The following is a 13,324-nucleotide window of genomic DNA, read 5'->3' as shown; positions in this document are numbered from 1 at the left end:
ATGACTAATCATATTACATTAAAGGTTTTAGAAGTTTTAGGTTATAGAGAAAGAGAAATTACAATATTTAGAGCATTAGGTCAAATGTTTAAGGCAAATTCAATAAATGGTGCTACATTACCATTTGCAGATGTAGATATGGATCCTGAAGAAATTAAAGCATGGGTTGAAGAAAATATATCAAATGAATATGAAAATATAAAAGAAATATATGAAGCTTATAATTGGTTATCATTAGCAATTGTATTTTATGGAAGAATTTATAGAAGACAATATTGGGATCTCTTAAAATATTTTACAACATTAATGTATGCTGGTGTTGCATTGGCAAAGGAAAAAAGATATAATAAATTTACAAAATACAGGATGCCTCAATATGTAAGGAGACTATCGCAAACTAAGGAAATAAGAGAAAAAATTGAAGAATTATCAAAAAATTTACAAAAGAAGGTTCATACATCAAAGCATAGAGTTAGAGAGGTATATATAAATACATTAATAGTTTTAATGGAAAGAAAATGAAAAAATAGGAAGAAAATATGCAGAAATATTGGGATTTAATGAAAATGAAATATCATATATAAAGGAAGCTGTGGAAAAATTATGAAAGAATTAAATAAAAAGAATATAGAGGAAATATTTAAGAAAATAGAAGAATACTATAATATAAATATAGATAGATCAATAATAAAAAAATATAGATTTTTTATTTGTTAAAGATAAAATATATATGTTTAATAAGAATTTTTCAGATTTTTTAGATGAAAAATATATTAAAAAATATGGTTTATATGTAATTAAAATAGAAAAAAATAATAGATATAGATTCAGTATAGAAGGAGCGCAGATCTTTGGTATAAATTCTAATAAAAGTATTGAAATAAAAAAAGAAAATCTTTTTTATGGTTTTAGTGAAAATATAAAATTGGAAAAAAATTTTGAAAATGGTTTTTATATAGCAAAAGATAATAATGATATTTTATGCAGTGTTTATATTAAGAATAATATATTAAAAGATTTTATACCAAAAGAAAGAAAAATAAACTATATTTTTACTAAAGATAAGCCAGAAAATACATGAGTGAATAAATAATATACTCCAATATTTAATAATGCGCTTATCCATATCATAACTCCTACATCCAAGAACATTCCAAGTTTAGATCCTCCATCTATATTTTTTAATGTTCCTGCCAATATAAAAGCTTCAATAATAGATATTACAAATATGTCATCCTGCAATACATGAAGAGGTATTGAAAATGTATATAGATTTATACCTATTTGTGCTACTGCAGAACCAAGTGCTGTAATACACCTTGAAACATTTGATTTAATAAATATAATATTTGAGCAATTATAAATAGAATTGCTATAAATGCTATATATGTTCCATATATAATACCCCTTAAATTGGATATAAATTGAGATTTTCTAGATCTAAGTTCAGTTTTCTTAATTAATATATTATATAACATATCTCCCGCTTTCTTTGTATCTCCATTATATGATAAAACTTTTTCAAATACCTTTATTATTTTTTCTGTCAAGTGAACTTCCTAATTCAACTTTAAAATATTTCCAAGATTCGGATTAGTTTTTTGTTATATTTGTTCTTTTCCTTAATCTATTAATATCATCATTTAATAAACCAAAATCATGTATAATAACATTATCTAATATTTTTGTTTGATTACTTCCAAATATTTCCGAATAATTCTATTATACTACTAAAAAATGCTGGAAAATGATTTTCTTTTATTTTTAATGCTCTCTCTAATAATATCATCCTATAACTTTCATATGCTAAAGGTGTTGCTGCTATTGCAAATGCTTCCAATAATTGTAACTTTAATACAAAAAATAGTGCTAAAAATAATATATAAGATAAGAATGATAAAAGATAAAATAAATATCTTATGTTATATATTCTTTTGGTTTTTCTTTTGAATGAGACCATAATCCATCATCTGGAATATAATATTTTGATACATAATATATAAGTAAATTAACTACAATGAATATTATAAAGAAATCTGCTAGCAAAAATACTATATTTATACTTACTAAGAATGGTATAAATAATATTAATGAAAATGCAAATCCTAAAGAAGATAATAAAGATATTATAAATTCATCTAATAATCTTATATTTTCTAAACCTTTTTCATAATTTGCTTCATATATTGCTAATTGTGTTTCATATTCTTTATATAAAAATTGGTGTAACTTCTTCTCTTAATATCAATTGAAGTTGCGAATCTTTCTAGAAAACTCTTAAAATTACTATTTGGAATATAAGGCAGGATATATCTTATAGCTTCTGGAATTGTATAATTATATTTATTAGTTAATATTTTAATTTTTGACATATAATAATTTATATCCTTAAATTCTGCTTTTTCTTCAATTGTAATTTCCAATAGTCTTCTTATTATTATTTGTAGAAAATGAAAGAGAATATAAATATGCTATATAATATAGTAAATATTTATCTAATGATTTTTTTGTTTTGTAATATTCTAGAAATATAACTTCCAATGAAAAAACAATTGCTGCTAAATATAAAACAGGATAATATATTTTTAATACTGGTAAATATTTTCCTATTATAATTATTAATGCAATTATTATACTAAATATTATGGTAATCTTTCTAAGGCTCTTTTTTATAATATCATTAATAAATTCATACATATCTTAATAGTTAATGTGAGTTATTATAAATATTTAAATATGTTTTATATATAAAATATAGCTTTGGAAAATATGATATCTGTTTATGATAAGGAAGGTAATAAAATAAAAGAAATAGAATTACCAGAACACTTTAAATTCGAAATAAGAGAGGATATAGTATATAAGGTATTTAGAGCATATATGTTGAGTCATAGGGTACCATATGGATCATATAAATATGCAGGTATGGAAGCTTCTGCTTGGACATCAAAGAGAAGATATACATATAGGTCACATATNAAAGGGGTATATCAAGGGTTCCCAATGCAATATTTGCAAAAATTGCTGGTGATTTCAGATGTATGGCAAGAGTAATACCAAGTGCTGTAAAAGGAAGAAGAGCACATCCACCAAAACCTGAAAAAAATTGGTATAGAAAGAAAAATAAGAAAGAAAAAAGATTGGCAATATTATCTGCAATTTCTGCATCTTCAAATGTTGATTATATAAAAACATAGATATACAAAATCTTTTATTTATTTAAATGAAGCAATTAGCACTTTTGGTTTACCAATTGTTATATCAAATTTAGAAGAATTAAAGAAAGCAAAAGAATATAGAGAATTATTTGATAAATTAAAAATAGAAAAATTTATTGAATATATAAAAGAAAATAAAAAACAAAGAGCTGGAAAGGGAAAAATGAGGAATAGGAGAATAAAAAAATATAGAGGCATTTTATTTGTATTATCTCTTAGATTCGGAGTTACCAAAGGTTTCTATTGATGGTGTTGAGTTTTCAAAAGTATGTCAATTAAATATAGAAAAATTGGCTCCTGGTGGTAAATTGGGTAGATTTATTATATGGAGTGAAAAGGCAATAGAAGATTTAAGAAACTTATATATATGAAATTATAAGATGGATATAAAAAATGCTATACTTTATGCTGAATTAACGGAAAAAGATATGTATTTACTTGATAAATATAATAAGGTTGTTTTTATTGTAAATAGAGATTCTTAAAAGCATGTATCAAAGAAGCTGTTGAAAAATTATTTAATGTTAAAGTAAAAAAGATAAATACATTGATAGATTATAAAGGAAGAAAAAAAGCATATGTAACATTAGAGAAAGAATATAAGGCCCAAGATATTTTATCTATATAGGAATAATATAAAATGGGTGGAAATACAATATTACAACAGAGATTGGGTAAAGGAGGAAATATATATAGGATTCCAGATTTCTATTCAGTAGGAGAATTTTCTTTTAGACCTGTAGATGAAAAGGAAATGAAGGATAAGATAAAAGGTGTTGTTGTAGATATAATAAAGGAAAGGTTCATTATGCTCCAATTGCTAAGATAAAATTTGATACTGGAGAAACTATTCTAGTTCCTGCTGTTGAAAGTTTATATGTTGGAAAAGAAATTTATGCTGGTGTAAATGCTCCAGTAGAGAATGGAAATATTTTACTTTTAAAAGTTATTCCAGATGTGATCAAATGTTTGTATGGTAGAAATTTCTCCAGGTGATGGAGGAAAAATTGCAAGAACATCTGGTACATCATNTATATTAGTTCAAAAAACGGATAAATATGCAATATTAAAATTGACAACTGGAAAAACAAAAATGGTTAATTTATATTTTAGAGCAATATTGGGAAAAGTTGCCGGAGGTGGAAGAACAGATAAGCCATTTGTTAAAGCTGGAAATAAATATTATTTCAAAAAAGCTCATCATAGAAAAGTGGCCAATTAGCAAACCAACTGCAAGAAATCCTGCAGATCATCCATTGGGAGGTAAACATAAGAGGAATAAAGGTGGAATGACTCCATTACCAAAATATGGATATCCAATAAAGTACGGTAAATATGGCTCAAGGAGAACTGGAAGAAGGAAAGCAACGTAAGATGGCACAAGAAAATATTTGGTTGGTTAGTTTAGAAGAATATATAAAAGCAGGTGTTCATATAGGTACAAAAATAAAAAATAAACAAACAAAAAAGTTTATTGCTTAGAGTAAGATCTGATGGATTGGCAATTATAGATGTAATGAAATTGGATGAAAGATTGAGATTATCAACAAAATTATTATCAAAATATGAGCCATATCAAATACAGCAGTTGGAAGAAGAGAAACTGCAATAAAACCATTACAAATGTTAAATAAAGTATACAGGAATAAATGTTTATCCAAAGAGATATCCTCCAGGATTGCTAACAAATCCAGCTTTGGATATATTTAAGGATGTTGATGTTGTTATAATAATAGATCCAATACTTGATAGAAATGCATTGTTGGGTGCATATAGGACTGGAAAAATAACAATTGCTTTTGTTGATACAAATAATTCTTTAGGTTATATAGATATTGCTATACCAGTAAATAACAGGGGAGCAAAATCTTTAGCCTTATTATATTACATTATTGCTAGAGAATATTTAAGAAATAGAGGCTTATCATCTAAAAGAGAAGAACTACCTGTATCTTATGAAGAATTTATGGAAAAGGGTTTAGAAGAGGAGGAAGAATAATTTTTATATATTAAGGAATTTTATAATATTATATGGCATTGGATTTTATAAAGAATATTTTTGGAAAAAAGAATGATGACGATATAGGCATGCAGGAAGATTTTATGAATTATCCACCAGCGGGACCAGGAAATTATCCTCCAGCTCAATATCCAAATGAGCCATTACCACCACCTCCATTGCCACCTCCAGTTCAAAATCAAAATCCTTTTCAGCAAAATCAATTTCCAGGAGAATTAAATCCCCAAGCATATTTACCAAATTTTCCACAGAATTATGGATATAGTAATCAAAATACAAATCAAGTTGATTATAACGCAATACAAATGTTAAATACTAAATTAGATACAATTGCAACAAAGTTAGATAATATAATTGCTCTATTGAACAATTTACTTCAGTATTTCCAATATTATAGGCGTTAATGACTTTATATCAATTTTTTTATCAATATTTTATATATCCAGTAATGGGATTTCAATATAAATACAATATATATAATACTTTTTTGTATGGATTAATATTTGTTATTGGTTTTATTCTTTTTTATTATCTTTTTGTAAAAAATAAAAAGGTAATTATTGATAGATATTTTTTATTAGATCTAATTATTTTAACTTTGATATTTATTATTCCAAGGGTAAATATAGATCTTGGTTATACAATAAAAACATATTTATTATTTACTCCATTTTGTAGATTTATGGATTTCAATTTCCTTTTTACCAGTTTTATTTTTATATAAATATAGAAAATATTCCTTATAGATAATATTAGCAATTTTAATTTTGGAGATTCCAATTTTTATTTTTGGAAGACCAATGAAATTTATTACCATTTTTAATATTTATTCTATTGTTTTCTCTTTTAATTTATTTATCATATAGAGAAAAATTATTTTATTTATCAATATTTGGTGAAATATTATGAGATTATTTTTTCAATTATTGCAATATATTATTTTAATTTGCAATCAGAACAATCAGTTATTAAATATTCTTATCTTTCAATATAGTAATCCTTTATTATTTTATGGGATAAAATTATCTTTAACATTATTTNTTGGATTTTATACAAAATATTATTTAAAGGATGATCTAGAAAATGTAATATATATAATGTTATTTTACTTGGATTCCTACCAGGCTTAAGAGCTAGTCTTATAGATATATTAATATGAAATATATAGAAATATGGAAAGTATATGGAAAAGTATTTGATAAAAATACATTATACTATTTAGATAAATTGTATAAGGGTCATTATATAGAAGATGATTTGGCATTAATATCTGAAGGTAAAGAAGCAATTGTTGTTAGATCTGGAAAATTTGCAATAAAGATATATAAAATAATGTCAATGAGCTTTGAAAGAACAGGTAAATTATTTAAAAGCTCCCTAGAATATATAAGTTTCCAAGAACATAGATTGGAATAATATATGCTTGGGTAAAAAAAGAATATATGAATTTAAGAAAGAATGTATAAAAATTTAGTAAGAGTTCCAATTCCATATTTATATAAAGGAAATATATTGGTAATGGAATATATAGGTTATGAAGAAGGGCCATTATTATTGCATGACGTTTATGATTGCAATTGAAAATAATGAAGAATTATTTTTTGACATATTAGATCAATATAAAAAAATATATAAGAAGGCTAAATTAATTCATGGAGATTTTTCAGAATATAATATAATTATATTTAATAATGTTCCATATATAATAGATGCTATCTAAATGAATACCGGCTTGATTCTCCATATTCTGAAATTNCCTTAATAAAGATTTAAATAATATATTAAATATATCTAAAAAATGTATTTAAATTATGATCTAAAATATATAACTGAGTACATTGGTATTTAAAAATTATTTTTAATTTTCTTTAATAATGGATGTTAAAGAACTTGAATTACAAATGTTAATGGCAGAATTAAATAAATATAATGGTAGAGCTACAGAACTAATTTCATACTATATACCAGCAGGATATGATTTAACAAAGGTTTTAGATGATTTAAGCTATGAATACTCAACTGCACAAAACATTAAGGATAAAAATACTAGACAGCATTAATGCATGCATTAGCAAAAATTATAAATTATCTAAAGGGATTGAAAAAACTTCCTGAGAATGCTTTAATAGTGTTTTGTGGAAATATTTCAAACAGACCTGGAGATGTTGATATAAGGTTATGGGCAATAGAACCTCCAGATAAATTAAATATTAGATTATATAGATGTGGTTCTAGGTTTGTATTAGATCCGTTAAAGGAATTAATATCACCAAAGCAAATATATGGATTAATAGTTTTAGATAGAGGAGAAGCTTCTATAGGAGTATTAAAGGGTAATCAACTAATAGTATTGGAAAATAAGCAATCATGGGTTCCTGGTAAAATGAGAGCTGGAGGACAATCTTTTGTGAGATTTCAAAGATTAATAGAACAAGATGTTCACCTATGGTAAAAATAGGTTTAGCAGATGAAATTAGAAATTATTTTGAAAAGGATTTAGATAAACTGGTTGGTATATTGGTTGGAGGACCAGGATTGCTTAAAAATCAATTTGTTGATGGTGATGATTTACCGTATCAATTTAAACAAAAAATTTTAGCTGTATATGATACAGCATATTCAAATGAATATGGACTAAAAGAATTCTTGGAAAGAGCAAAGGATATATTGGAAAAAACAGAATATGTAAGGGAAGTAGAATTGGTAAAATTATTTTTTGAACATCTTGGAAAAGGTACTGGTTTAGTAGTTTATGGATTTCATGATGTAAAATTAGAGCAATTAGAAATTGGTGCAGTAGATACAGTATTAATATCTGAAGATTATAAAGATAAAATTGAAGCAAGTTATTTGAATTAATTGAACAAACAAATGCAAAAGTTGAAATAATATCAAAAAATCATCCTGAAGGGGAACAATTTTCAAACTTTAAAATAGGTGCAATATTAAGATTTAAAATATGATAGATTTAGAATAAAATATTATCTAAAATAAAACCATCTGAAGAGGAAAAAAGGAAAGTATATAATATAATAAATGAATTTTTTGATATATTAAGATCAAATAATTTAGAACCATTTTTGGGAGGATCATTTGCAAAAGATACATGGATGAAAAATGATTTTGATGTAGATACTTTTTTATTATTTAAAGATGATAAAAATTTATCAAATATTGTTGAAAATGTATTAAAAAAAGAGAATTTAGATTATATAAGGATAAGAGGTTCTAGAGATTATTTTAAAGTAAGTTATAAGGGTTTAATATTTGAATTAGTTCCAATATTAAAAATAAATGATATAAAGGAAGCAAAAAATACTACAGATCTTTCTCCATTCCATGTTAAATATGTAATAAGTAAATTAAATGAAAAAATGAAGGATGAAGTTAGGTTACTAAAATTATTTACAAAGAATATAAATGTTTATGGAGGCAGAATCTTATGTTAGAGGAGTTTTCTGGATATGCAATAGAATTAATATTAATAAATTATGGATCTTTTGAAAATACAATAAAAAGTGTATCTAATTGGAGACCAAAAGTAATAATAGATTTGGAAAAATATTATAAGAATTATGATGAAATAAAGAGAAATCTATCAAAAGATAAGATAAGATCTCCAATAATATTAATTGATCCAACTGATAAATATAGGAATGTTGCAGCTTCTGTTTCTTTACAAAAATTGCTCAGAATTTATAATGTATTCTAGGCTATTTTTATTATCAGAAGATAAAGAAAAGTTCTTTTTTAATAAAATATATAAGAATTATGATGAAATAAAAGAATTGGCTGAAAAATATAATGTAAATATGATATATTTAAAGATTGAGGGAGATTCAAATAATAAAGATATAAAAAATAGTAAAGCGTTATCCCTATTTAATAATATTAAAAAATGGATAAATAATATTGGGTTTAAGATCTTCAATTTCTATTTTCCTTCGATGAAAATTATTTATATGGCTATATATTATATTATCCAGATAAATTACCAGAATATGAAATAAGGGAGGGACTGTTGTTATGGGAAGAAAAAAATTATAATAAATTCTATGAAAAACATAAGAATGAAGAATTAATCGTTAGAAATGGAAAAATATATTTAATTACAAAGAGAAAAATACAATGACATGTATAAAGCAGTTAGAATTTATAATAAATAATTATAAAAATAGTATTAGAAAGAAAGTAAAGTATTTATATATTAAGATAGGAGAAAAGGAAATTGAAGTTAAGTATTAGTTATATTTTTAAAAAATAATAGAAAGATTTTTATATGAGTAAAATTTCTACTGGGGTATATCCAATAGATAAATTGTTAGATGGAGGTATTGAGACAGACATTATTACCTCATTTTATGGTCCTTCTGCATCTGGAAAAACAAATATTGCAATAAGAAATTCTTATAATGTTTCTAGATTAGGAAAAAAGGTAATATATATTGATACTGAGGGTGGTTTTTCTCTTGAAAGATTAAAACAAATTGCAAAGGAGGATTTTTAGAATGTAATGAAAAATATATTATTATACAAACCAGTAAATTTTTCTGAACAAAAAAAGGCAATATATTTAACATATGACTATATAAAAAATAATTCTAATGATGTAGGATTACTTGTTTTTGCATTATCATATCAATGCTATATAGATTAGAAAGAGGTGATAGCAATGTAAATGAAGTAAATATAGAACTTGCAAAACAATTACAAATATTTTCAGAAATAGCTAGAAAATATAATATACCAGTTCTAGTTATAAATCAGGTATATTCATTGTTTGATAATAAGGATACAATTGGAATTGTTGGAGGAATTTAATAAAATATGGGTCAAAATGTTTGGTTGAATTGAGAATTTTAGATAATGGTATTAGGGAAGCAATATTAAGGAAACATATATATTTACCAGAAGGAATATCTGTAAAATTTAAAATAGTAAATGATGGAATTATTGAATATAAAGAAGCCTAAGAATTAAATTTTTTTATTATTTCTTCAGCTTCTTCCTTTGATAATTTATGAGTATTCCAAATAAATATATTTTTATTATCCATTTTCATTATATTGAGGTATTATATGTATATGTGCATGGAATACTGCTTGTCCAGCCTTTTTTCCGCTATTTATTATTATATTATAATCTTTTGATATTTTTTCTTCAAATAATTTTAAGAACTTTGTAAAACTTTCATTAAAATTCTTTATATATTCTCCATCAATATCCGATATTCTATCAAAATGATTTTTTGGTACAAATAGTGTATGTCCTTTATTTANNNNATTTATATCTAGAAATGCTATAGAATATTCATCTTCATATAAAATATATGAGGTATTTCTTTATTTATTATCTTACAAAATATGCATTCTTCCATCAAAATTTAATATGTAAAAATTTTATATACCTAATACTGTCTTCTAATACTTCTTTAATATCTTCGCTATCTGCTACATNTTTAAATTTACTAAATACATTTGAAAAAATAACTTTTTTATCTTTAGTTTTTTGTTGATTTTATATATTCTTCAATTTCTTTCTTCAATTCTTCTTTATTTCTTTTGTATAAATTATTTTCTTTTATTATATCTTCAAAATTNTTATTATCATTATAATATAATGATAATATATTATTGGTATTGCATTTTTTACAATTTTTTTATCTTTTAAATAATCTTTTATCTTATATATAAAATTTAAATCAAATTTTTCTATTTTTTCTTTAAATAAACTTTCTTGTATCTCCAATCATCTGGAAGAATAAATAATATACGGTATTTGGTCTATATCAAAAGATATTTTTATTATATCATTTATATATTCACTCCATATTATATTTTCAATTTGTTTTTCATTATATCCAAAAGATTTTAACATCTGTTTAACAAATTCAGGATCAATGGAATTTAATATTGTTTTACCTTCATTTAGCAATTTAATCTATAAATTTCTGTCAAATTTTTTTAAATAGTATATATCGAATATTTCTTTAATATCTCCATAACTTATTTTATATCTTATTATATTGTATTCATTGTTTTCAATAGTATCTTTATTAATATATATGTAAGGGTGATCTGTCTCTGGATACATTCTTTCAGAGCCTGGTTGTGGCCTTAAAAAAGATGTAGTTCCATCATCATTTGCTTGTCTAGTATCCTTTGGTACCCTTTTAATTGATTCATTTATTCTATTTTTATTAAGCTAAAAACTTTTTTTGCTATTTCGTAGTCTTTTGATATTAATAATATCATTGCATCTTCATCTGAACAGTTTAACATTCTTTTAGCATTCTTCCTTCTTCTTCAGATATTCCATAATTTGGTAATTCATCTGAATGTAATATTCCTTTTAATCCAAATTTTTTTGCAATATCAGCAAATTCAGTTCCTATTCTTCTATTTGGTAATATTTCAAATCCAATCATTCCTTTCATTTTATCAAGCTTTATTCCATATACTTTAGCTCCATTATCTATATTTGATTTAACTAGTTTTGATTTTGTATCTTTAAATATTTCAGTTAGATCATATATCTTAACCCTAAATATCATTAAATATAAATTTAAATAAAAAATAAAAAATTATTTTTTACTCCTTGCTTTTGATGCTTTTTCTTTCTTTGTAGCTTTTGAAGAATATTTATCACAAATAATTGTAAGTTATGTACAATGTTTTCTAATTCTATTATTCTGAAATTTTCCTTTTCAACTCATAATGATCCGCATTCTTTACATATGAAATCATTTTCATATGCATCGTCGAAGGTATATGCACTTCCACATTCAGTCCTAATAGTATAATGTTTTTGTAGTATTTTTAATTTCTTCATTAATTCTATTAATTTCTTTGTTAATTAATAGGCTAAATAATTTTTCTTTATCTGGTACTTTATTTCCCCATTTGAAATCAAATTTTCCTTTGTTATTTATTATGCTTATTGGATATACTATATTATTTTCTTCCAATATATATATATAATTTCCTAATTTCTTCTTCCTTTATCTTTAATTGTCTCTTTATTTCTCTTTCTGTAAATTCCTTTTTATCTGCTATATTTTCTAATATTTTTAAATAGTTTTCTTTAAGTAGGTAGCTCATAATACCTTTCAGGTTTTTTGACATTTATAAACATTATTGATTAACATCATGTTAATAATATTTAATATAACGTTAATGTATATCTCTCTTAAAATTTATAAATATTAACTTAGTGTTAAGTTGCATTAACAGTATGTTAATATATAAACCTAGCAATCTTTTCTTGTATAATATTTGATAGTTCTTCTATATTTATTTTTCTTATATCTGAAATGAGTTTATATAGGTCTTTTAGCATATGTGGATGAAGTATAAATGCCTTTATAATTGTATAGTCCATCAGATTCTGTTATTATACTTTTTATATTTGCAATTTCTATATATTTTTTATATTTTTCATTTACTATTGTCGCAACATTTATCCCTATAAAATATCCCTTATTAATTATTTCTTCTAATAATTTTTCATCTCCACTATACCAATGAAAATATGCCTTTTTAATATCATATTTTATTAAAAGATCAAACACATCTTTTGAAGCATTTGGAAGTCTGAAGATTTACATTTAAATCATATTCTTTTGCTAAATTTAAGAATTTTTCAAAAACTTCTTTCTGTTTTTCAAATGTTTCTGGCTTAAATTTTTTATCTAATCTAATTTCTCCAAGTATTTTTATTTTATTATCTTTTATTATATCTTCTATTATTTTAAATGTGTTTTCATTTACTTTTTCTATATTCCATAGGATGAATTCCTATAGCTGGTATTACATTTTCATTTAATTGAGATAAAACCAAATTTTTTAATGATGATTCTAAATCTTCAGATACTGATAATATTATAATATCTTTATTTCTTATTATTCTTTTTCTTTCTATTTCATTGAATTTATATAAATGGCAATGGGAATCAATATACTTCATGTTACATTTAACTGCTTATTTTGATAATATATATTAATTATTGTGCAATTGTCATCTAATACTATATAATTACTATTATTANNNAAATTCAAATTATTATTTGATACTTCACATCCCCAAT

37 protein-coding genes and 2 pseudogenes are annotated in these 13,324 nt (G+C 23.5%); 26 read left to right on the top strand and 13 right to left on the bottom strand.

Features of this window, described 5'->3' with window-relative positions:
• Entirely contained in the window at positions 1 to 522 is a 522-nt protein-coding gene (locus tag LUA84_RS03065) for an ATP-binding protein (RefSeq protein ID WP_231434383.1), read from the top strand.
• 208 nt (positions 523 to 730) lie between these two features.
• Complete coding sequence (locus tag LUA84_RS03060) at positions 731 to 1,081, top strand: hypothetical protein (RefSeq protein ID WP_231434382.1); 351 nt, start codon at positions 731 to 733, stop codon at positions 1,079 to 1,081.
• Here the strand turns inward: LUA84_RS03060 and LUA84_RS03055 are convergent.
• From LUA84_RS03055 to LUA84_RS03040, 4 genes are all read right to left on the bottom strand, one after another.
• Positions 1,045 to 1,242 (bottom strand): hypothetical protein, encoded by a 198-nt coding sequence (locus tag LUA84_RS03055; protein WP_231434381.1) that lies wholly within the window; start codon positions 1,240 to 1,242, stop codon positions 1,045 to 1,047. The two genes, LUA84_RS03060 and LUA84_RS03055, sit on opposite strands and share 37 nt — an antisense overlap.
• A 47-nt stretch (positions 1,243 to 1,289) precedes the next feature.
• On the bottom strand, positions 1,290 to 1,550 hold the full coding sequence (locus LUA84_RS03050; protein ID WP_231434380.1) for a hypothetical protein: 261 nt from the start codon (positions 1,548 to 1,550) through the stop codon (positions 1,290 to 1,292).
• A 143-nt stretch (positions 1,551 to 1,693) separates the two neighbouring features.
• Entirely contained in the window at positions 1,694 to 1,960 is a 267-nt protein-coding gene (locus LUA84_RS03045; RefSeq protein WP_231434379.1) for a hypothetical protein, read from the bottom strand.
• Between the two features lie 446 nt (positions 1,961 to 2,406).
• Positions 2,407 to 2,697: a hypothetical protein gene (locus tag LUA84_RS03040; protein ID WP_231434378.1), complete on the bottom strand. Its 291-nt coding sequence runs from the start codon at positions 2,695 to 2,697 to the stop codon at positions 2,407 to 2,409.
• A 344-nt stretch (positions 2,698 to 3,041) separates the two neighbouring features.
• On the opposite strand from LUA84_RS03040, the gene rplD reads away from it, so the two are divergent.
• The 24 genes and pseudogenes from rplD to LUA84_RS04360 all read left to right on the top strand — a co-directional run bounded on the left by rplD (position 3,042) and on the right by LUA84_RS04360 (position 10,211).
• Complete coding sequence (rplD, locus tag LUA84_RS03035; RefSeq protein WP_231434377.1) at positions 3,042 to 3,197, top strand: 50S ribosomal protein L4; 156 nt, start codon at positions 3,042 to 3,044, stop codon at positions 3,195 to 3,197.
• 224 nt (positions 3,198 to 3,421) lie between these two features.
• Complete coding sequence (locus LUA84_RS03030) at positions 3,422 to 3,589, top strand: hypothetical protein (protein ID WP_231434376.1); 168 nt, start codon at positions 3,422 to 3,424, stop codon at positions 3,587 to 3,589.
• A gap of 9 nt (positions 3,590 to 3,598) precedes the next feature.
• A pseudogene (locus LUA84_RS04755) lies at positions 3,599 to 3,846 on the top strand (50S ribosomal protein L23).
• 12 nt (positions 3,847 to 3,858) lie between these two features.
• The gene (locus LUA84_RS03025) at positions 3,859 to 4,047 is read left to right on the top strand and encodes a hypothetical protein (RefSeq protein ID WP_231434375.1); all 189 of its coding nucleotides are present in this window, start codon (positions 3,859 to 3,861) and stop codon (positions 4,045 to 4,047) included.
• A 144-nt stretch (positions 4,048 to 4,191) separates the two neighbouring features.
• Complete coding sequence (locus LUA84_RS03020; RefSeq protein ID WP_231434374.1) at positions 4,192 to 4,440, top strand: hypothetical protein; 249 nt, start codon at positions 4,192 to 4,194, stop codon at positions 4,438 to 4,440.
• A 113-nt stretch (positions 4,441 to 4,553) separates the two neighbouring features.
• Complete coding sequence (locus LUA84_RS03015; protein WP_231434373.1) at positions 4,554 to 4,700, top strand: hypothetical protein; 147 nt, start codon at positions 4,554 to 4,556, stop codon at positions 4,698 to 4,700.
• Complete coding sequence (locus tag LUA84_RS03010; RefSeq protein WP_231434372.1) at positions 4,693 to 4,830, top strand: hypothetical protein; 138 nt, start codon at positions 4,693 to 4,695, stop codon at positions 4,828 to 4,830. The genes LUA84_RS03015 and LUA84_RS03010 overlap by 8 nt, the downstream gene beginning before the upstream one ends.
• A 66-nt stretch (positions 4,831 to 4,896) precedes the next feature.
• The gene (locus LUA84_RS03005) at positions 4,897 to 5,217 is read left to right on the top strand and encodes a 30S ribosomal protein S2 (protein ID WP_231434371.1); all 321 of its coding nucleotides are present in this window, start codon (positions 4,897 to 4,899) and stop codon (positions 5,215 to 5,217) included.
• Between the two features lie 32 nt (positions 5,218 to 5,249).
• Complete coding sequence (locus tag LUA84_RS03000) at positions 5,250 to 5,642, top strand: hypothetical protein (protein ID WP_231434370.1); 393 nt, start codon at positions 5,250 to 5,252, stop codon at positions 5,640 to 5,642.
• Positions 5,642 to 5,962, top strand: coding sequence for a DUF63 family protein (locus LUA84_RS05365; RefSeq protein ID WP_457913293.1), 321 nt, complete (start codon positions 5,642 to 5,644; stop codon positions 5,960 to 5,962). The genes LUA84_RS03000 and LUA84_RS05365 overlap by 1 nt, the downstream gene beginning before the upstream one ends.
• A gap of 431 nt (positions 5,963 to 6,393) precedes the next feature.
• The gene (locus tag LUA84_RS02995; protein ID WP_231434369.1) at positions 6,394 to 6,654 is read left to right on the top strand and encodes an RIO1 family protein; all 261 of its coding nucleotides are present in this window, start codon (positions 6,394 to 6,396) and stop codon (positions 6,652 to 6,654) included.
• Between the two features lie 42 nt (positions 6,655 to 6,696).
• Complete coding sequence (locus LUA84_RS05360) at positions 6,697 to 6,819, top strand: RIO1 family regulatory kinase/ATPase domain-containing protein (protein ID WP_457913292.1); 123 nt, start codon at positions 6,697 to 6,699, stop codon at positions 6,817 to 6,819.
• Positions 6,773 to 6,958: an RIO1 family regulatory kinase/ATPase domain-containing protein gene (locus LUA84_RS02990; protein WP_231434368.1), complete on the top strand. Its 186-nt coding sequence runs from the start codon at positions 6,773 to 6,775 to the stop codon at positions 6,956 to 6,958. The genes LUA84_RS05360 and LUA84_RS02990 overlap by 47 nt, the downstream gene beginning before the upstream one ends.
• A 154-nt stretch (positions 6,959 to 7,112) precedes the next feature.
• Positions 7,113 to 7,298 carry a hypothetical protein gene (locus LUA84_RS02985; protein WP_231434367.1) on the top strand — a complete coding sequence of 62 codons (186 nt, stop codon included), beginning with the start codon at positions 7,113 to 7,115 and terminating at the stop codon, positions 7,296 to 7,298.
• Positions 7,298 to 7,690, top strand: coding sequence for a eukaryotic release factor 1 family protein (locus LUA84_RS04385; RefSeq protein WP_256443539.1), 393 nt, complete (start codon positions 7,298 to 7,300; stop codon positions 7,688 to 7,690). Before LUA84_RS02985 ends, LUA84_RS04385 begins: the two co-directional genes overlap by 1 nt.
• Complete coding sequence (locus LUA84_RS04380; RefSeq protein ID WP_256443538.1) at positions 7,684 to 8,097, top strand: hypothetical protein; 414 nt, start codon at positions 7,684 to 7,686, stop codon at positions 8,095 to 8,097. The genes LUA84_RS04385 and LUA84_RS04380 overlap by 7 nt, the downstream gene beginning before the upstream one ends.
• A complete protein-coding gene (locus LUA84_RS05355) occupies positions 8,097 to 8,201 on the top strand; it encodes a hypothetical protein (RefSeq protein WP_457913362.1) in 105 nt (34 codons plus the stop codon). The genes LUA84_RS04380 and LUA84_RS05355 overlap by 1 nt, the downstream gene beginning before the upstream one ends.
• A 15-nt stretch (positions 8,202 to 8,216) precedes the next feature.
• Positions 8,217 to 8,687: a nucleotidyltransferase domain-containing protein gene (locus tag LUA84_RS02975; protein ID WP_308112663.1), complete on the top strand. Its 471-nt coding sequence runs from the start codon at positions 8,217 to 8,219 to the stop codon at positions 8,685 to 8,687.
• The gene (locus tag LUA84_RS02970; RefSeq protein WP_231434365.1) at positions 8,681 to 8,950 is read left to right on the top strand and encodes a hypothetical protein; all 270 of its coding nucleotides are present in this window, start codon (positions 8,681 to 8,683) and stop codon (positions 8,948 to 8,950) included. The genes LUA84_RS02975 and LUA84_RS02970 overlap by 7 nt, the downstream gene beginning before the upstream one ends.
• A complete protein-coding gene (locus tag LUA84_RS02965) occupies positions 8,940 to 9,248 on the top strand; it encodes a hypothetical protein (protein WP_231434364.1) in 309 nt (102 codons plus the stop codon). The genes LUA84_RS02970 and LUA84_RS02965 overlap by 11 nt, the downstream gene beginning before the upstream one ends.
• A gap of 269 nt (positions 9,249 to 9,517) precedes the next feature.
• Entirely contained in the window at positions 9,518 to 9,745 is a 228-nt protein-coding gene (locus LUA84_RS04375) for a hypothetical protein (protein WP_256443537.1), read from the top strand.
• A gap of 6 nt (positions 9,746 to 9,751) precedes the next feature.
• Complete coding sequence (locus LUA84_RS04370; RefSeq protein WP_256443536.1) at positions 9,752 to 9,895, top strand: hypothetical protein; 144 nt, start codon at positions 9,752 to 9,754, stop codon at positions 9,893 to 9,895.
• Entirely contained in the window at positions 9,880 to 10,059 is a 180-nt protein-coding gene (locus tag LUA84_RS04365) for a P-loop NTPase family protein (RefSeq protein WP_256443535.1), read from the top strand. The genes LUA84_RS04370 and LUA84_RS04365 overlap by 16 nt, the downstream gene beginning before the upstream one ends.
• A gap of 20 nt (positions 10,060 to 10,079) precedes the next feature.
• Positions 10,080 to 10,211, top strand: a complete 132-nt coding sequence (locus LUA84_RS04360; RefSeq protein WP_256443534.1) for a hypothetical protein — start codon at positions 10,080 to 10,082, stop codon at positions 10,209 to 10,211.
• Here the strand turns inward: LUA84_RS04360 and LUA84_RS05350 are convergent.
• From LUA84_RS05350 to LUA84_RS04345, 9 genes and pseudogenes are all read right to left on the bottom strand, one after another.
• Positions 10,208 to 10,615: pseudogene (locus LUA84_RS05350) on the bottom strand (HIT family protein). The gene LUA84_RS04360 and the pseudogene LUA84_RS05350 sit on opposite strands and share 4 nt — an antisense overlap.
• A 371-nt stretch (positions 10,616 to 10,986) precedes the next feature.
• Complete coding sequence (locus LUA84_RS04355) at positions 10,987 to 11,115, bottom strand: hypothetical protein (RefSeq protein WP_256443533.1); 129 nt, start codon at positions 11,113 to 11,115, stop codon at positions 10,987 to 10,989.
• A gap of 63 nt (positions 11,116 to 11,178) precedes the next feature.
• Positions 11,179 to 11,331, bottom strand: coding sequence for a hypothetical protein (locus tag LUA84_RS02950; RefSeq protein ID WP_231434363.1), 153 nt, complete (start codon positions 11,329 to 11,331; stop codon positions 11,179 to 11,181).
• A 181-nt stretch (positions 11,332 to 11,512) separates the two neighbouring features.
• The gene (locus LUA84_RS02945; protein WP_231434362.1) at positions 11,513 to 11,791 is read right to left on the bottom strand and encodes a GAD domain-containing protein; all 279 of its coding nucleotides are present in this window, start codon (positions 11,789 to 11,791) and stop codon (positions 11,513 to 11,515) included.
• Positions 11,792 to 12,028: 237 nt separating this feature from the next.
• Positions 12,029 to 12,205: a hypothetical protein gene (locus tag LUA84_RS02940; protein WP_231434361.1), complete on the bottom strand. Its 177-nt coding sequence runs from the start codon at positions 12,203 to 12,205 to the stop codon at positions 12,029 to 12,031.
• The gene (locus LUA84_RS02935; protein ID WP_231434360.1) at positions 12,192 to 12,362 is read right to left on the bottom strand and encodes a hypothetical protein; all 171 of its coding nucleotides are present in this window, start codon (positions 12,360 to 12,362) and stop codon (positions 12,192 to 12,194) included. The genes LUA84_RS02940 and LUA84_RS02935 overlap by 14 nt, the downstream gene beginning before the upstream one ends.
• 194 nt (positions 12,363 to 12,556) lie before the next feature.
• The gene (locus LUA84_RS04350; protein ID WP_256443604.1) at positions 12,557 to 12,838 is read right to left on the bottom strand and encodes a TatD family hydrolase; all 282 of its coding nucleotides are present in this window, start codon (positions 12,836 to 12,838) and stop codon (positions 12,557 to 12,559) included.
• Positions 12,801 to 12,971: a TatD family hydrolase gene (locus LUA84_RS05345; protein ID WP_457913361.1), complete on the bottom strand. Its 171-nt coding sequence runs from the start codon at positions 12,969 to 12,971 to the stop codon at positions 12,801 to 12,803. The genes LUA84_RS04350 and LUA84_RS05345 overlap by 38 nt, the downstream gene beginning before the upstream one ends.
• A gap of 28 nt (positions 12,972 to 12,999) precedes the next feature.
• Positions 13,000 to 13,203 (bottom strand): TatD family hydrolase, encoded by a 204-nt coding sequence (locus tag LUA84_RS04345; protein ID WP_256443532.1) that lies wholly within the window; start codon positions 13,201 to 13,203, stop codon positions 13,000 to 13,002.
• Positions 13,204 to 13,324: the final 121 nt, after the last annotated feature.

Source organism: Candidatus Nanopusillus massiliensis, assembly GCF_920984865.1.
Note: the sequence above shows the minus strand (reverse complement) of the source record. Positions and strands in the feature narration are given on the sequence as shown.

What these genes read in the sequence shown, in the direction of transcription:
- LUA84_RS02950 (WP_231434363.1), bottom strand. Translation starts at nt 11,331, where the DNA reads ATGTATCCAGAGACAGATCACCCTTACATATATATTAATAAAGATACT.
- rplD (WP_231434377.1), top strand. Translation starts at nt 3,042, where the DNA reads ATGGCAAGAGTAATACCAAGTGCTGTAAAAGGAAGAAGAGCACATCCA.
- LUA84_RS03065 (WP_231434383.1), top strand. Translation starts at nt 1, where the DNA reads ATGACTAATCATATTACATTAAAGGTTTTAGAAGTTTTAGGTTATAGA.
- LUA84_RS02970 (WP_231434365.1), top strand. Translation starts at nt 8,681, where the DNA reads ATGTTAGAGGAGTTTTCTGGATATGCAATAGAATTAATATTAATAAAT.
- LUA84_RS03040 (WP_231434378.1), bottom strand. Translation starts at nt 2,697, where the DNA reads ATGTATGAATTTATTAATGATATTATAAAAAAGAGCCTTAGAAAGATT.
- LUA84_RS04355 (WP_256443533.1), bottom strand. Translation starts at nt 11,115, where the DNA reads ATGTTAAAATCTTTTGGATATAATGAAAAACAAATTGAAAATATAATA.
- LUA84_RS03025 (WP_231434375.1), top strand. Translation starts at nt 3,859, where the DNA reads ATGGGTGGAAATACAATATTACAACAGAGATTGGGTAAAGGAGGAAAT.
- LUA84_RS02945 (WP_231434362.1), bottom strand. Translation starts at nt 11,791, where the DNA reads ATGATATTTAGGGTTAAGATATATGATCTAACTGAAATATTTAAAGAT.
- LUA84_RS02935 (WP_231434360.1), bottom strand. Translation starts at nt 12,362, where the DNA reads ATGTCAAAAAACCTGAAAGGTATTATGAGCTACCTACTTAAAGAAAAC.
- LUA84_RS02985 (WP_231434367.1), top strand. Translation starts at nt 7,113, where the DNA reads ATGGATGTTAAAGAACTTGAATTACAAATGTTAATGGCAGAATTAAAT.
- LUA84_RS03045 (WP_231434379.1), bottom strand. Translation starts at nt 1,960, where the DNA reads ATGGTCTCATTCAAAAGAAAAACCAAAAGAATATATAACATAAGATAT.
- LUA84_RS05360 (WP_457913292.1), top strand. Translation starts at nt 6,697, where the DNA reads ATGTATAAAAATTTAGTAAGAGTTCCAATTCCATATTTATATAAAGGA.
- LUA84_RS04365 (WP_256443535.1), top strand. Translation starts at nt 9,880, where the DNA reads ATGCTATATAGATTAGAAAGAGGTGATAGCAATGTAAATGAAGTAAAT.
- LUA84_RS04375 (WP_256443537.1), top strand. Translation starts at nt 9,518, where the DNA reads ATGAGTAAAATTTCTACTGGGGTATATCCAATAGATAAATTGTTAGAT.
- LUA84_RS03000 (WP_231434370.1), top strand. Translation starts at nt 5,250, where the DNA reads ATGGCATTGGATTTTATAAAGAATATTTTTGGAAAAAAGAATGATGAC.
- LUA84_RS02965 (WP_231434364.1), top strand. Translation starts at nt 8,940, where the DNA reads ATGTATTCTAGGCTATTTTTATTATCAGAAGATAAAGAAAAGTTCTTT.
- LUA84_RS04370 (WP_256443536.1), top strand. Translation starts at nt 9,752, where the DNA reads ATGAAAAATATATTATTATACAAACCAGTAAATTTTTCTGAACAAAAA.
- LUA84_RS04385 (WP_256443539.1), top strand. Translation starts at nt 7,298, where the DNA reads ATGCATGCATTAGCAAAAATTATAAATTATCTAAAGGGATTGAAAAAA.
- LUA84_RS03060 (WP_231434382.1), top strand. Translation starts at nt 731, where the DNA reads ATGTTTAATAAGAATTTTTCAGATTTTTTAGATGAAAAATATATTAAA.
- LUA84_RS04380 (WP_256443538.1), top strand. Translation starts at nt 7,684, where the DNA reads ATGGTAAAAATAGGTTTAGCAGATGAAATTAGAAATTATTTTGAAAAG.
- LUA84_RS03015 (WP_231434373.1), top strand. Translation starts at nt 4,554, where the DNA reads ATGGCTCAAGGAGAACTGGAAGAAGGAAAGCAACGTAAGATGGCACAA.
- LUA84_RS04345 (WP_256443532.1), bottom strand. Translation starts at nt 13,203, where the DNA reads ATGAAGTATATTGATTCCCATTGCCATTTATATAAATTCAATGAAATA.
- LUA84_RS02995 (WP_231434369.1), top strand. Translation starts at nt 6,394, where the DNA reads ATGAAATATATAGAAATATGGAAAGTATATGGAAAAGTATTTGATAAA.
- LUA84_RS02990 (WP_231434368.1), top strand. Translation starts at nt 6,773, where the DNA reads ATGAAGAAGGGCCATTATTATTGCATGACGTTTATGATTGCAATTGAA.
- LUA84_RS05365 (WP_457913293.1), top strand. Translation starts at nt 5,642, where the DNA reads ATGACTTTATATCAATTTTTTTATCAATATTTTATATATCCAGTAATG.